The organism is Acinetobacter sp. YH12218 (genome assembly GCF_013417925.1).
GTDB lineage: Bacteria > Pseudomonadota > Gammaproteobacteria > Pseudomonadales > Moraxellaceae > Acinetobacter > Acinetobacter amyesii.
The window spans coordinates 70,845-86,368 of sequence record NZ_VPDB01000009.1 but is presented as its reverse complement, the minus strand read 5'-3'; the positions used below and the strand labels follow the sequence as shown (position 1 = coordinate 86,368).

Below are 15,524 nucleotides of genomic sequence, written 5' to 3'. Positions count from 1 at the left end.
AAAATATATATCGTTGGCAGAAGAAATTATTTAGACCAATTATCAAAAACTTCATTGATGACTTTATTCTCGATAAAAATCATCTGCTACCACAGAGAATCTATAAATGATAGTGCGTAAGTCCTAATTTAAATGTTAAAGCATTGGAAAATAGTCTCAACTTTGGCTCATTTTGCAGCTTTTCGATTCTCATGATTAGAGAAATGTAGATCCATTCAACGGATGCAGATCCCCAAATTGTCATGTAGATTTGTTACTATGAGTTATGTTTAAAAGTGAATGGAAAATCAGTGCTGCCATTTAAATTATGGGTGGATGCAGATGCGTTACCACGCATTTTACGTGATGTAATTATTCGGGCTTCTGATCGTTACCATTTAGAAGTCACTTTTGTCGCCAATCAAAATGTTGGGATAACGCCTTCGGTGCGAATTAACTCGATTCAAGTCATGAGTGGGGCAGATGCAGCGGATAAAGAAATTATTCAGCGCATGAAAGAGCACGACATCGTGATGACACAGGATATTCCACTTGCTGCTGAAGTGATTGAGCGGGGCGGTATAGCGATACATCCTCGGGGTGAGATTTATACCACAGCAAATGTCAAAGCACGTCTACACTTACGCGACTTTATGGATACTTTACGGGGCGCAGGTGTGCAAACCGGTGGTCCAGCCCCTATTTCAGAACGTGATAAGCGCGAATTTTCTAGTAGCTTAGATCAAACCATTCAAAAGCAAAAACGTAAAACGGCGCAGAAGTAAAAACCATGCCATCTAAAACAAATCTAGCGACGACCTATGCGTTGTTGGTGTTCATTTGGTCGACCACGCCACTTGCCATCGTTTGGAGTGTCAGTGATATCAATGCGTTTTGGGCACTGACATTACGCTTTTTTATCGCATTACCCTTGGCTGTTGCATTATTGTTTATTTTTAAACATAAACTTCCGATGGATAAAACCTCGCTGCACAGTTATTTGGCGGGGGCATTTAGTTTTATTGGTTCTCAGATTTTTACCTATATGGCAACGGCCTATCTCAGCTCAGGCATTATTGCCCTGATGTTTGGTTTGGCACCAATTATGACGGGTCTGATCGGTCGTTTCTTCTTTCATACCTATCTGCATCGCTTGCAATGGATTGGGATGTTGATTGCCGTTTGTGGTTTAGCCATTATTTGCTTAGGCGGCAGTGATCAGCACGTACAGCCTGTTGGTATTGTCTTAATGTTAATGAGCGTATTCGTCTACTGTATGTCGATTTTTTGGGTGAAAAAAGTCAATGCACCTTTGCAGCCTATGTCTCAGGCCACGGGTTCGATTCTTATCTCAGCACTATTTTCTGCCGCGATGCTACCGTTTATTTGGCAGTATGCACCGACACAGATGCCTTCGACCAAAGCACTCATTGGCTTATTTTATGCAGTGATTATGGCTTCATTGATTGCAATGTTTTGTTATTTCAAACTGGTACAAAACATCAAGGCGACAACTTTGTCTTTAACAACGGTACTCACACCCATGCTTGCTATGCTCTTTGGTGCTTTACTGAATGATGAAAAATTATCATTGATGGTTTTACTTGGTGCTGTGATTCTATTATCAGGCTTGTTTGTTTATTTTTATAAAGATTTTCGGGCGAACAGAGAGCTCGCCCACAAATTAAAACATTGATTAAAAATCACTCTTTGTTTTGGGTCAGTGCGATACACTCTGCAAGTTTGACGCGGTCTTGAGGGAGCAGTGTGATAAAATAGGCACCCGTACGGTATAAGTTGCTTTCTTCTTCACGGCTATAAACCACTTGCGCAGTTGCCGCAATATGGAAGAAATTTTCAGGGTGGCTTAAGGTCACATGGATATAAGTACCTTCTTTAATCGCGCGTTCGCTAAAAAAGCTCAAACCAGTCTCTGAGAAATTCACATGCTCAGGCACTGGTAACATGCTTTGTACAATTGCGTCGTATAAAGAACCCGTAATAAGGTTTAACTTTTGGTTAAATAAGGATAAGATTCGAGCAATTTGTTGATCTTTCTCAGCTAATTGTTCTAATTCGTAGTTGAGTGCATGATCAAATTGATCTAATTCAGCAAGTAGTAGAAAATAGCGCGGCAATACAAAATTAGGATCGTAAGGATCATTCAGTGCAACATCATCAGAGATAATCTGATAGTTGATGCGCAAAGCAGCATCGATACGCGACATTACACGGCGTTCAGTTTGAACGCTTTGATGCTGTAAATTTTCCATAATATATTACCTCGGACTAGATGGTTATGTTTAAACCAATCTCGCTGTATATAGGGTTGAGATACACTCGCGCTCGGCGCAGTAACCACTTTATTTCTTTTATTGCTCTGGTATCCATGATCGGCCTCACGCTTGGTGTGGCAGTCCTTATTACAGTTTTATCTGTGATGAATGGTTTCGATCGTGAGCTGAAAACTCGTGTCTTAGGAATGATACCTCAAGCCACTGTTTCTTCAACACAAATTTTAACAAATTGGCCTGAACTTGCAAAAAAAATTGAGCAACATGAGCATGTTCAAGGGGTCGCACCATTCACCCAATTACAGGGAATGTTGACGGCACAAGGTCAAGTGTCTGGCATTATGGTCAGTGGGATTGAACCGCAGTATGAAAAAAAGGTATCAATTATCCAAGACCATATGGTGGAAGGCAGTATCGATAACCTGAAAAAAGGTGAGTTTGGTATTGTCCTTGGCAAGCAAATGACAGATGCCTTAGGTTTAGGCTTGAATGACAGTGTGACCTTGGTGCTTCCCGAAGCAACTCCTTCGCCGGCTGGGGTCGTTCCGCGTTTTAAACGATTTAAAATTGTGGGTATTTTCAGTATTGGTGCAGAGGTTGATTCGATGATGGGCTATGTGGCCCTGAACGATGCGTCAACTTTATTAAGACTGCCAGATGGTGCACAAGGCATCCGTATGAAGTTGGATGATATTTTTGCAGCACCACAAGTCTCTCAAGAAATTGTGCGTGATCTACCAGCAAACTTCTATGCTTCAGATTGGACTTATACACACGGCAACCTATTTAGTGCGATTCAAATGGAAAAGGCAATGGTAAGTTTATTGCTGTTCCTGATTGTATTGGTTGCAGCATTTAATATCGTGTCTTCATTGGTGATGGTGGTCACTGATAAAAAATCCGATATTGCCATTTTGCGTACACTAGGCGCTTCACCGGCTACAATCACACGGATCTTCATGGTGCAAGGTACAGTGATTGGGGTGATTGGTACGGTATCTGGGGCGATTTTAGGGATTATCGCTGCATCAAGTATTAGTAATTTAGTCGGTTGGTTGAATACAACATTGGGCTTAAATATGTTTGATGCTTACTTCATCAACTATTTACCGTCTTATTTAAGATGGCAAGATGTTGTGGTGATTGTATCTTTATCATTGGGCCTGAGCTTTATCGCGACAATTTATCCGGCATTACGTGCAGCTAAAGTTCAACCTGCAGAGGCTCTACGCTATGAGTAATTTAGTTTTAGATGCCCAAAACATTACCAAATCTTTTACCGATGGGAAGTCTACAGTCGATGTGATTCGAGGACTTTCATTACAAGTCAAAGCGGGTGAGTTTGTTTCGATTGTGGGGTCAAGTGGTTCTGGTAAAAGTACGTTGTTGCATGTATTGGGTGGCTTAGATCGTCCAACATCGGGTCAAGTGTTGATTAATGGTCAACGCTTTGACACTTTAGGTGAAGCAGAGCGTGGATATATTCGTAATGAGCATTTAGGTTTTGTATATCAATTCCATCACTTACTACCTGAATTTACCGCCTTTGAAAATGTGGCGATGCCATTAATGTTACGGAAGTCGAGTAACTTCAAAGAAGTCAAGCAGCAAGCTGAATACCTGTTGGAACGTGTTGGACTTTCCCACCGCATGACGCACAAACCCGGCGAACTTTCAGGCGGTGAACGTCAACGTGTGGCTTTGGCCCGTGCATTGGTAGCAAAACCTAAGTTGATGATGGCTGATGAGCCAACAGGGAACTTAGACCGAAAAACCGCAGTGAAGATTTTTGAGTTGCTATCTGAGTTGCGTAAAGAATTTAACATGGCCATGTTAATCGTGACCCATGATGAATATTTAGCTCAATCTGCTGATGCGATTTTGCATATGCAAGATGGTTTATGGGTTGATTACTAAGCGCTAAATTGATTTCGCAAAAATTAGTGGATTAAGATTGTTTGATTGAAGCTCACCTCGGTGGGCTTTATTATTGCCAGCACATAATAAAAATAATGATGACTCATGTTGCAAAGCTTTTGTATTGGCTGGATTTTAGGCATTTCTTTTATGGGGTTCAGGTTTTGGAATCCACAACTCTCGACAGTTCAGTTACTTTTTATCGTCCTGATTTGGCTAGGTTTACAGCTTTGTATTTCCCCAAAACTAAAAAGTATCTTTTCGAAAATCTTACAGCTCAGTACAAATCTATGCATGGGCGCAATTCTCGGCTTTAGTTTCGCCAATACTCAACTCGATCAGCGTTTGGCATTGGTTGAGCATCAGAGCAAACAAGATGAGTTTATTGTGTATATTCCACAGATCAGCCAACTCAAAGACCAAGCGATTCAGCAAAAAATTGAAGTGCTCAATGTGAATCAGCAGATTCAATATTTTATGGCGTATTTACCCAATTCAATTTTGCAAAGTCATGAGCAGACGATCCAGTTGGTCCCTGGACAGTACTATCGTATGTATGGTGAGTTACGACCTACCCAGAGTTATGTGACCGAAGGTGTCTTTGACCAAGAACGGTGGAGCATACAGCAAAATATACATGCCAGTTTAAAGGTGAAGTCGGTCGAACTTATACCACCTCAACATATGACTGCGATGGGCTATGGTCAACAGTATCAACGGCATCAAGGTGTGTTACATCAGTTCAAAATAAAAGTCGAACAACAACGTTTATATTTAAGAGCGTTTATATATCAACAACCGCTGCGGAATCATGGCTTGTTGTTAGCACTGCTTACAGGCGATAAAAGTTTACTCACTGAAGGCACTAGTGAATTATTTCAACGTTTTGGCATCAGTCATTTATTGGCAATCTCTGGTCCGCATGTGTTGGTATTTGCCAGTATGCTCTGTTGGGCGATACAGTTAGCTATTCGAAAATATTGTCCCAAAATCTATCTCAAATGGCCCAAACAGTATGTTTTGGTCGTGCCCTTTATCTTCTGTGTCCTTGTATATTGTGCATTTACCGGTTTTGAAATACCGGCGCTGAGAACGCTGACGATCTGCCTTGTCGCCAGTAGCATGCTGTTGTTACGGCAAACCATTCAGCCTTTTCAACTGCTGGTTTTTAGTGCCGCAATTTTATTGTTAGTGGATCCCTTTAGTATTTTATCCGCGGCATTTTGGTTGTCTTATGGCGCATGCTTTATTTTACTGCGGATTTATCAAACCTTAAGGAAGCATATACTGGCTCAAACAGAAGTCAGTTTTTGGCAAAAGTTAAAACATTCAATGTGGTTGATGGTGGAATCACAATGGAAAATCTTTGTTGCCTTATTTCCATTGATGGTGATTTTTTTCAAGCAAGTCACGTGGATTAGCCCATTAAGTAATTTATTCGCCATCCCGTGGCTAGGGGCAGTGGTGGTTCCTTTAGATATCATCGGAGGGGCACTTTCTTATATTTCTACACCTTTGGCGCATTTGGTTTTTTTATTCAATGATCTGTGTTTGGAAATATTGCATGTGTTTCTCTATGGCTTAGATCGACTCTTTGCACCAAAAATGCAAGATGTCGCATTGACGTCAACTCAGATCGTACTGTTGATACTCGTTATAGTAATCTTATTTTTACCTGAAGGAATCTTGCCAAAATATTGGGCGGTCATTGCCTTTTTTGCTCTGTTTATCCCATGGAGAAATTCAGCAAATTTTCAGCTTTCAATTTTAGATGTGGGACAAGGGCAGGCGATCTATATCCGTTCTGTAGATCATCATATGATGGTGGACTTCGGTGGAAACTATGATGAAAGTCAATTTAGTGTCGGGCAGAATATCATCCGGCCATTTTTGAGTGTGAATGGTGTCCATCGACTAGATCGGGTGTTATTGACTCATTTAGATCAAGACCATAGCGGTGGTTTTTTCTCATTGGAGCAACAGCTTGATATCGGGCAGCTTTCAAGTAATGAGCGAGTACAAACCACGAACCAAGTTCCACAGCGTTTATGTCAGCGTGGTCAGCAGTGGAATTGGGATCAGCAAGTCTATTTTGAAATACTCTCGCCAAAGCCTGAAGATCTGACAAATGCCCAATGGAATGCCAATGAACGCTCTTGTGTACTGTATGTCACGGTCAAAGGCGTCAATGGACCAAGACATTTTCTATTGATGGGGGATGCGGGTTGGGAGACTGAATATCAAATATTACGTGATTATCCAGACCTAAAAGTCGATATTTTGGTACTTGGACATCATGGTAGTCAGCATAGTTCATCCTATGCGTTTTTAAACCATTTTAAGCCCAAGTTGGCGATTGCTTCTGCGGGGCGATTTAATCGTTATGGACATCCTGCAAAGATGACCCAAACACGACTCAAACAATTAGATATTCCACTCTTACAGACCGCACAAAGTGGAAGTATTCATTTCAAGCAAAATAAACAGCAAATCGAGTTGATCGAAGAGCGGACAAAGTATAAATGGCTCGATCTATATCGCAGGCTATCTAAAGAATCTGAATAGAAAACTGCTTCAAGTATATTGCTTGAAAATGTCATTCTGTCACATTTTTCATTTTTTGCTGTCTTTGATATTCCTCACGAATATCACGAATGCGTTGAGCGGCTTCTTCATCACTAATATTGTATAGATTTCTCAATTTTGGGTTGGCTTTAAAGCGTTTATAGCTCCAGTGATAATGCTCTGGATAACGATGAATTAGATTTTCCACTGCTTTAAAGATAACTATTGAGCCATCATCTGCATTGCCTTGATAGATATTCTCATCCATAGGTTCGATATGCATATCAAAACCATGATTATCGTTACGAATGGCATATAGTAAGAGCGCACGTGCTTTGGTTTTTTGAATTAGTTTTGCACTTAAGTTGCTGGTTTTTAGTGGAATACCAAAGTATGGAATCATTTCGCCGCCGGCATTGGGGGTATGGTCTGGCAAGATTACAGTCGTCCCACCTTGTTTTAAGGCTTTGAAAATTTGACGTACACCTGATTCATCCGTAGGAACCAATATTGCTTGCTCACGGCTTCGAGCAGCACGGACAAAATTGTTGGCAGATTCGCTTTTTACCGGCTTGTACATGATGGTCATTTGAGTGTATTGCGCAACCCATGCATTCATGATTTCCCAAGTACCAAAATGTGGTACTACGAGTACAACGCCTTTTTGTAGGGCGAGCGCTTCATGTAAATATTCAGCGCCATGTACGTGATGAATTCGTTGAATATTTTTTTCTGTACTTGCACCCCAAATGTTAAAAAATTCAAAATAAGAACAAAGTTCGTTTCGAATCGCTTGTTTAGTGAGTTGAATGCGAGCTGACTCTGATAATTCAGGCAATGCAATTTTAAGATTGCGTTGAATCGTAGAGTAGGTTTTAGAGATTTTTAAAACATTGACTAACCCAGCCAAACCTTTTGCAATTAATCTTGAAATTTGAATAGGTTGACGGCTGATAAATTTTAACAGGTGATATGTGGTGTCCTGTGAATTTTGGTCGGTCATCTTGTTTAAGTCTGAAAGAAATGAAAGAAAATTTAAAATAATTATAGGGGAAAATGAATTGATTAGACAGTTATAGCGATTAGCGTGTATATAATGACTACAAATTAACGATCAAATGGGTTTTTTTATGTCCGAATGGCCACCAAAACCTGAAGAAAAACAGCAAAGTTCTTCAAACAATATTCAGCAGCCAACTGGAAATGAATGGAAAATATTAGAAAAAGCCGTGCTTTCTTCCGTTGAAGAACAACGTAGAGCACGTAGATGGGGTATATTTTTTAAATTTTTAACCTTTGCTTATTTGCTATTTATTATCATTGCGATGGCAAAAAGTTGCAGCATGTCGTCATCTGATCCAGCAGCGACAGCGGGTTCACATATTGCCGTGGTTGATATCATTGGGACCATTGCAGCGGACAAGCAAAGTGTAAACAGCGCAAATACTATCAAAGCTTTGAAAAAAGCCTATGAAAACAAACAAAGCAAAGCGATTGTTTTAAATATTAATTCACCAGGTGGTTCACCTGTTCAGTCTGATGAAATTTGGCAAGAAATTCAGTACTTGAAAAAAGCCCATACCGATAAAAAACTGTATGCCATTATTGGTGATACAGGCGCTTCAGGTGCGTACTATATTGCTTCTGCCGCAGATGAAATTATTGTCAATCCTTCAAGTTTAGTGGGTTCAATTGGCGTGATCATGCCGAACTATGGCGTTAGTGGTTTGATGCAAAAGTTTGGTGTAGAAGATCGCACCATGACTTCGGGTGAGAACAAAGCGATTTTATCCATGACTCAACCTGTCGATGCTGCACAAAAAGCACATGTTCAAGGTGTACTCGATAACGTTCATGCGCATTTTATTAATGCCGTGAAAGAAGGTCGCGGTAAGAAATTAAAATCGAATGATCCGGCTATTTTCTCAGGTTTATTTTGGACAGGTGATCAGGCTGTGAAGCTGGGTATTGCTGACCGTACAGGTAGTTTAAATAGCCTGAAACGTGAGTTGAAAACTGAAAAAGCTGTGAACTACACCATTGAAAATAGTCCATTTGATTCTGTACTTGGTCGTATGGGAAGTTCATTTGGTCAAGGTTTGGCAAGCGCATTGTCACAACAGGTTCAATCTGAAAACAGCACGAAGTTACAATGAAACCGTTAATTCATTTTGCGCACGCCAATGGCGTGCCATCACTGGTTTATCAAAAATTGTTTGATTTATTGAGTGATGAATATGATGTGATCTATGTGCCGCTACTTGGGCCAGATAAGCGTTACCCAATCGATAACCATTGGAAAAGCTTAACACAGCAAGTCATTGACAGTATTGTACGTCAGGCCAATGGTCGTAAGGTGATTGGATTAGGTCATTCATTAGGTTCGGTTTTAACATTTCAGGCTGCTTTACAACGCCCAGAATTGTTTGAACAAGTGTTAATGATTGATCCGCCTATGATCATGGGGAAAGAGTCTTTTGCTTTGCACATCGCAAAACTCCTCAAACTTAAAGTCCTCGATAAAATGTCCCCAGCAGGATTGTCGAAGCGTCGTCGTGATCATTGGGACAGCCGTGAACAAGCAGCAGAGCTTTTAAGGCCGAAAGGTTTTTATAAAGATTTCGATCCAGACTGTTATCAAGCTTATATTGATCATGCCTTGATGGACGATAAACTGCGTGGTGGGGTGGAATTGACGATTTCACGTGATGATGAGGTTCATATTTTTCGAACCAATCCTTCGCTGTGGTGGTTACCACAGGCTCAACCACAAGTGCCTGTGCAGCAGTTAATTGCAGAGCAGGGGCCATTTTTGGCTCGGCACTTTCCACAAATGGTCGAGAAAAAATTTGCGATTCCATTTAAAGTGGTTGGTGGGAGTCATATGTTTCCATTAGAAAAACCAGTAGAAACGGTGGAGCTGATCAAACAAATGTTAGCGGTTCATGCCAAACATGAATGATTAAATGTAGTCAAATAAAAAACGCATCCAAGGATGCGTTTTTTATTTCTATTTAAAATAGATAAAACTGATTTTAAAACTTGCAGAATTGAACAGGTGCTTGCATCGGTTGATTGCGATATAACACCCCATCAGCAGTATGTTGGATCGTACCATTACAGATCCATTCTGCGACTTGAGGGTAAATCACATGCTCAAGCACGTGAATGCGATCTGCTAGACTTTCAGCATGATCATGCACATTGACTTTAAGCACACCTTGAGCAAGCGCTTGGCCAGCATCTAGCTCTGCAGTCACGTAATGAACTGTACAGCCATGGAAAACATCACCAGTGTTTAACACACGTTGATGAGTATGCATGCCTTTATAATTTGGCAACAAAGAAGGGTGGATGTTAATCATTTTCCCTTCCCATGCTTTGACAAATTTTGAGCTTAAAATGCGCATAAAGCCTGCCAAAATCACCAAGTCAACATCCCAGTCGAGCAGTTGTTGATGCATCACATCATCAAAAGCTTCACGACTTGGATATTGCTTATGTTCAATGACTGCAGTTGCAATATTTGCTTTTCTTGCACGTTGCAGTGCAAAAGCGTCAGGTCTATTGGAAATCACCCCAACGATTTGACCTGATAGATTGGCATCGATCAGGGCTTGCAGGTTAGATCCGCTGCCTGAAACAAGTACAGCAATTTTAATCATGAACGTTGCTTATGCGAAAACTACACGGATTTTTTCGTCAGCGCCTTCAACAGATTCAGCATTATCTGCAATGTGACCCATTGTGAATGCTTTTTCGCCAAGGCTATTGAGTAATTCAACTGTTTTGTCAGCATCGGCTGCATCAACCACGAGAACCATACCTACGCCACAGTTAAATGTGCGGTACATTTCAAATTGTTCAACACCACCTTCTTTTTGAAGTAGTTTGAATAATTCTGGCCATTCCCAAGATGCTTCATTCACTACCGCTTGAGCACCATTTGGCAGTACGCGAGGTAAATTACCCGGTAAACCGCCGCCTGTGATGTGCGCCATAGCGTGTACATCCACTTCTTTCAATAACTGAAGAATTGGTTTTACATAAATACGTGTTGGTTCCATTGCTGTATCTGCAAGTGGACGACCATCAACGATTTGAGTAAGGTCAACATTTTTCACATCTAAAATTTTACGAAGAAGTGAGTAACCGTTTGAGTGTGCGCCAGAAGATGCAACACCAACTAAAACGTCACCCGCTTTAACTTTAGAGCCATCAATAATTTTACTTTGCTCAACTACACCTACGCAGAAACCTGCAAGGTCATAGTCTTCGCCTTCATACATACCTGGCATTTCAGCAGTTTCACCGCCAACCAATGCACAACCTGCAAGTTCACAACCCGCACCGATACCAGTCACAACATTTGCTGCAACGTCAACGTTGAGGTGGCCAGTTGCATAGTAGTCAAGGAAGAACAGTGGTTCAGCACCACATACAAGAAGATCGTTTACGCACATTGCAACCAAGTCTTGACCAATTGTGTCATGACGGTTCAAATTCAATGCTAAACGCAATTTTGTACCAACACCATCTGTGCCAGATACGAGAACAGGTTCTTCATAACCTTTAGGAATTTTACAAAGAGCGCCGAAGCCGCCTAGGCCGCCCATTACTTCAGGACGTGCAGTACGTTTCGCGACAGATTTGATACGATCGACTAACGCGTCGCCCGCTTCAATGTCGACACCTGCATCTTTGTAGCTTAAACCAGTGTTTGGGGTAGAAGTTGAGTTGCTCATAATGAAGTCTCCGCATTCGCGCGGGGATTATAACCTGAATATGCAAAACTCTTATGCTATTTCGCACTAAAATGTTATCTTTATTAAAATATTTTCCTTTCTATAACGATTACATTGAAAAAAGGTGACTTTATATGGGTGATCGCACCTTGCGCCGAATATTTATTCTTGCTGGGATAGCATTGATCATATGGGTTTTATACTTATTAAAGCCTGTAGTTGTTCCTTTTATCGGCGCATTTCTAATTGCATATTTATTTAGCCCTTTAGTCGATAAATTACATAATATTGGCTTGCCGCGCTGGTTATCTATCAGTTTGGTCTTTATTGGAATTGGTGTCGCTATATTCCTTGCAATGTGGTTCCTCGTACCACTGGTATGGGAACAGTTGATGTATGCGAAAAACAATATTCCAAGCAATATTCATTGGGTCAACTATACATTCCTGCCGTGGTTATCAGAGACATTTAATCTTGTACCGATGGAAATTGATACAGAGCAAATGTCAGCAGCGATCATGGAGTATATTCAAACCAACTATAGTGCAGACAGTATCCAAGCCATGTTGTTAAAAGTGGCACAATCGGGTCTGAATTTCATACAGATTGGTGGCACGATTGTCTTAATTCCAATCATAGCTTTCTATTTCCTATTAGACTGGGAACGTATGTTAGAAAACATGCGTCGTCTTATTCCACGCAAATACGAAAAAAGCACATTAACCATCGTAGGCGAATGTCATGAAGTTCTTGGCGCATTTGTAAAAGGCCAGTTCTTGGTGATGTTCTTATTGGGCGTTGTATATGCGGTTGGACTTCAATTAGTCGGTATTGAGGTTGGTATCATCATTGGGATGATTGCGGGTCTAGCCAGTATTATTCCGTATTTGGGTTTTGCGGTTGGTATTATTTCGGCAATTGTGGCTTGCTTGTTCCAATTCGGTTTGGATTGGGTGCATTTAGCCTTAGTTTTAGTTGTTTTCATGGTGGGACAGGCGATAGAAGGTTATATTTTACAGCCGTTCTTACTGGGTGACAAAATTGGTTTGTCTCCAGTAGCCGTGGTTTTTGCAGTACTTGCAGGCGCACAATTGGCAGGACTGCTCGGAATGCTCATTGCATTACCAGTCGCAGCGATTATTGTGGTGTTATTACGTCATGCGCGTGAAAATTATGAGAAAAGTAATTTATACCGAAATGATGTACTCGTGGTGAATGATGCTGAAATTGGCACATTAAGCGTAGAAACCGATCAAATTGCTGTCGATATCGAGCTCAAAAATCAGTCTGCAAATTCGCTGCAAGATCCTGAAATTTCGAGTAACATTGAACGATCAGAACATAAAGATTGATAAGGCCAAAATATAGATATGCGTCAATTGCAGTTAGATATAGAACCTCAGCTCGATGCCCGAATTAGTGATTTTTCTGGGCCGAGTTGGGGACATGTAATCGATGGTGTACGTCAATTACATGCTGGTTTAATGAATCGTTTCTATATCTATGGTGGAGCTGGCACAGGAAAAAGCCATTTACTCTCTGCAATATGTGATTCATATTTAGAAATCGGCAAATCAGCAATTCAAGTTTCATTGCTTGAATTGCTCGATGCGCCCACTGAAGCGATTACTTCGCTCGATCGCTATGACTTGGTGGCTTTAGATGATATTGAAGCCATCAGTGGAGTTCCACATTGGCAAAAAGCCGTTTTTCACCTGATTAACTATAATAACGAAGAAGGTGGTCAATTGGTCTTTTCATCTCGACTGGCACCAATTGAACTCAAACTTGAACTGCCAGACTTACAGTCCCGATTAACTCAAGCAGTTAGTGTGAAAGTGCCGAATGGTAGCTTATACGCAGACCGTCAAGCGCTCGTGAACTCTGTTTTAGCGCGACGTGGCATCCATATGGATCAACAAATTGTGGATTATTTGTTGGCACATGGGCCGCATCAGGCGTCTATTTTACTTCGCTCTTTAGAACAACTGATTCAGATGTTAAAAGGTGAAAAAGTCAAATTGAGTCATGCCAATTTAAGACAGATTTTTGCCCTAATTGATGAATATCGGTAAGCAATAAAAATTCTTGAGTAATTACTCAAGCTGTGACAAAGTACATAAAAATATTTTAATGTTGCAAGGATTGTGCAACTTAAGAATAAAAAGATAAAAAATATTTAAGGAGATGGATATGCTCAAACAGAGCATAGGCATTGGCATGCTTCTCATGGCAGGTCATGCATTTAGCGCAGAAATTATCGTTACAACCACTGAAGATGTTGTAAAGGATGACAAGGAATGTTCACTTCGTGAAGCCATAGAATATATCAATAATGGTATGCCAGAAGCCGGATATAATGGTTGCGGGGGTAAAGACGCCTATGCCTCAATTTCTCTGAAAAAAAATGAAGTTTATAAACTCACTAAAAAAATTGATATTAAAGCAGAACTGAATCTGAAAACGGCGTATGACAGTAACGTCAATGAAGATGTCGTACTCGGTCTTAATAATGCCGTCATTGAAATGACGGGTAAGGATCAAATTTTTAATATTAATGATGGCGAAAAAGAACTATTTGCTATCAATTTTAAAGAAATTTCATTTAAAGGATGTAAGCAAGATCAATGTGCTGATAAAGGCGGCATCATTTTTAATAATGAAAAACTTACACTTGAAAATGTAAAGTTTGAAGATGGCTATGCACGACTTGGTGGTGCAATCTACAATGTAGGATTTTCAGAAGATGGCGCAGCTGTAGCAAGCCGTCTATATATACGAACCACGATTTTTCAAAACAACAAAGCGGTAGATGGGGGTGCAATTTACTCAGAAGCACCGGCTTATGAAATCTATACATCTTTGTTCAAAAATAATGAAAGCACTTCTGGTCGAGCGATTGTTTACAATCAAAATGGGCTCGCAGACATCAGTAAGTTGGTGTTCAGTAACCCTCAAAATATCATTGCCAATAGTACTTTTTTCAAAAACAAAGGTTTTGCTGTCAACTTACGTGATGGTTTAGCACTCAATAATATTACAGTACTGAAGAACAGTGGCGGTATCGAACTAAATAGTACCTCTGAGCATGCTTATTTAGCCAATAGTGTGGTGATTGGTAATGCGCTCAGTGGTACCGCTCAAGATTGTAAAGTCGTGAACTCAGGAACAGACCAATCTGTTTTTTATAACAACTTAGTGGCTGCGAGTTGTCCTGTTGGGCCTGCTGCAAATTTAAATGATGTATGGTCTGGGACGAGTTTAATTGCGGGTGAAGATGAAGGTAGCTGTAAAACCTTAACAGAAGATCGTAATGCACTTTTCTGTCCATTTACCACAGCAAATAACGCATTTATTGGTTATTTACGTCCTCGTATTTTATTAGATTACGAAACGATTTTCTCAAGCCCGATATTAAATAAGGGGAAGACCACAGCAGATGGCAATGAGCATCATGTGTATTGCGAGTCTTCTGATCAGCGTGGAAAAAATCGTAATTTGGATGATGTTTGGTGTGATCGTGGGGCTATAGAAATTGTGGTTCCTGTGAGCATGCCTCGATTAGGTAAAGACATTCGTACAGGTGAAGTAGCCAAGTTTAATATTTTAGATGCATTAGGTGACAGTGATTTAATTCCAAAAGAAGAATGTTCAAAAGTGATGGGTATGGCAAATTCAACGGGTGAGCCATGGCAAGATGGTTGCCCAATAATTGTACAAAGCACCGAATCTAAAGGTAAATTTACACTGAATTTGAATGGTGATTTTGAATACACGCCAAATGGAAATTGGCATGGCGCAGATATTTTTGAATTGCGTGTGGTGACGTCTTCAACCCGTTTTAATACTTCGGCAAAAAATTATTTAGCTGCAGAAGTGCGTATTTTCCAAGAACCAAACAATGAAATGGAAAGTAAAACCGTTAAAACTTCGGGTGGTGCTCTAGGCTGGGCGAGTATTTTTGCGCTGCTTGGCTTAGTTGGATTTCGTCGCTTTAAAAAATAGTCTGGATAGAATTAAGGAC

Annotated in this window: 14 protein-coding genes and 1 pseudogene; 11 read left to right on the top strand and 4 right to left on the bottom strand. The window is 40.5% G+C overall.

Annotated elements, in window-relative coordinates:
• The 3 genes and pseudogenes from FTV03_RS04555 to FTV03_RS04545 form a co-directional block, all read left to right on the top strand.
• Nucleotides 1-110: pseudogene (locus FTV03_RS04555) on the top strand (IS701 family transposase); the annotation flags it as partial.
• A gap of 165 nt (nucleotides 111-275) precedes the next feature.
• The gene (locus tag FTV03_RS04550; RefSeq protein WP_373685259.1) at nucleotides 276-764 is read left to right on the top strand and encodes a YaiI/YqxD family protein; all 489 of its coding nucleotides are present in this window, start codon (nucleotides 276-278) and stop codon (nucleotides 762-764) included.
• A 5-nt stretch (nucleotides 765-769) separates the two neighbouring features.
• Nucleotides 770-1,675: a DMT family transporter gene (locus FTV03_RS04545; RefSeq protein WP_168378072.1), complete on the top strand. Its 906-nt coding sequence runs from the start codon at nucleotides 770-772 to the stop codon at nucleotides 1,673-1,675.
• A gap of 7 nt (nucleotides 1,676-1,682) precedes the next feature.
• On the opposite strand, the gene FTV03_RS04540 is transcribed toward FTV03_RS04545, so the two are convergent.
• Entirely contained in the window at nucleotides 1,683-2,252 is a 570-nt protein-coding gene (locus FTV03_RS04540; RefSeq protein ID WP_078192054.1) for a PilZ domain-containing protein, read from the bottom strand.
• Nucleotides 2,253-2,278: 26 nt separating this feature from the next.
• Between FTV03_RS04540 and FTV03_RS04535 the strand changes: the two genes are divergently transcribed.
• From FTV03_RS04535 to FTV03_RS04525, 3 genes are all read left to right on the top strand, one after another.
• On the top strand, nucleotides 2,279-3,514 hold the full coding sequence (locus FTV03_RS04535) for a lipoprotein-releasing ABC transporter permease subunit (RefSeq protein ID WP_078190389.1): 1,236 nt from the start codon (nucleotides 2,279-2,281) through the stop codon (nucleotides 3,512-3,514).
• Nucleotides 3,507-4,190 (top strand): lipoprotein-releasing ABC transporter ATP-binding protein LolD, encoded by a 684-nt coding sequence (gene lolD / locus FTV03_RS04530; RefSeq protein ID WP_180040191.1) that lies wholly within the window; start codon nucleotides 3,507-3,509, stop codon nucleotides 4,188-4,190. Before FTV03_RS04535 ends, lolD begins: the two co-directional genes overlap by 8 nt.
• Before the next feature lie 105 nt (nucleotides 4,191-4,295).
• Nucleotides 4,296-6,755 (top strand): DNA internalization-related competence protein ComEC/Rec2, encoded by a 2,460-nt coding sequence (locus FTV03_RS04525; protein WP_180040189.1) that lies wholly within the window; start codon nucleotides 4,296-4,298, stop codon nucleotides 6,753-6,755.
• A gap of 31 nt (nucleotides 6,756-6,786) precedes the next feature.
• On the opposite strand, the gene FTV03_RS04520 is transcribed toward FTV03_RS04525, so the two are convergent.
• Nucleotides 6,787-7,758 carry a lysophospholipid acyltransferase family protein gene (locus tag FTV03_RS04520; RefSeq protein WP_180040187.1) on the bottom strand — a complete coding sequence of 324 codons (972 nt, stop codon included), beginning with the start codon at nucleotides 7,756-7,758 and terminating at the stop codon, nucleotides 6,787-6,789.
• Between the two features lie 127 nt (nucleotides 7,759-7,885).
• Here FTV03_RS04520 and sppA point away from each other — a divergent pair, with 127 nt between their 5' ends.
• Nucleotides 7,886-8,911 (top strand): signal peptide peptidase SppA, encoded by a 1,026-nt coding sequence (sppA, locus tag FTV03_RS04515; protein ID WP_078192397.1) that lies wholly within the window; start codon nucleotides 7,886-7,888, stop codon nucleotides 8,909-8,911.
• A complete protein-coding gene (locus tag FTV03_RS04510; protein WP_180040185.1) occupies nucleotides 8,908-9,717 on the top strand; it encodes an alpha/beta fold hydrolase in 810 nt (269 codons plus the stop codon). The genes sppA and FTV03_RS04510 overlap by 4 nt, the downstream gene beginning before the upstream one ends.
• 73 nt (nucleotides 9,718-9,790) lie before the next feature.
• On the opposite strand, the gene purN is transcribed toward FTV03_RS04510, so the two are convergent.
• Both purN and purM read right to left on the bottom strand, forming a co-directional pair.
• Nucleotides 9,791-10,420 carry a phosphoribosylglycinamide formyltransferase gene (gene purN / locus FTV03_RS04505; RefSeq protein WP_180040183.1) on the bottom strand — a complete coding sequence of 210 codons (630 nt, stop codon included), beginning with the start codon at nucleotides 10,418-10,420 and terminating at the stop codon, nucleotides 9,791-9,793.
• A 9-nt stretch (nucleotides 10,421-10,429) separates the two neighbouring features.
• Nucleotides 10,430-11,500, bottom strand: coding sequence for a phosphoribosylformylglycinamidine cyclo-ligase (gene purM / locus FTV03_RS04500; protein WP_078190382.1), 1,071 nt, complete (start codon nucleotides 11,498-11,500; stop codon nucleotides 10,430-10,432).
• A gap of 134 nt (nucleotides 11,501-11,634) precedes the next feature.
• On the opposite strand from purM, the gene cxpE reads away from it, so the two are divergent.
• From cxpE to rbtA, 3 genes are all read left to right on the top strand, one after another.
• A complete protein-coding gene (gene cxpE, locus FTV03_RS04495; protein WP_180040181.1) occupies nucleotides 11,635-12,852 on the top strand; it encodes a chloramphenicol efflux transporter CxpE in 1,218 nt (405 codons plus the stop codon).
• A gap of 18 nt (nucleotides 12,853-12,870) precedes the next feature.
• Complete coding sequence (hda, locus tag FTV03_RS04490) at nucleotides 12,871-13,575, top strand: DnaA regulatory inactivator Hda (protein WP_078190380.1); 705 nt, start codon at nucleotides 12,871-12,873, stop codon at nucleotides 13,573-13,575.
• Between the two features lie 118 nt (nucleotides 13,576-13,693).
• Nucleotides 13,694-15,505 carry a rhombotarget A gene (gene rbtA / locus FTV03_RS04485; RefSeq protein ID WP_180040179.1) on the top strand — a complete coding sequence of 604 codons (1,812 nt, stop codon included), beginning with the start codon at nucleotides 13,694-13,696 and terminating at the stop codon, nucleotides 15,503-15,505.
• Nucleotides 15,506-15,524 lie beyond the last annotated feature (19 nt).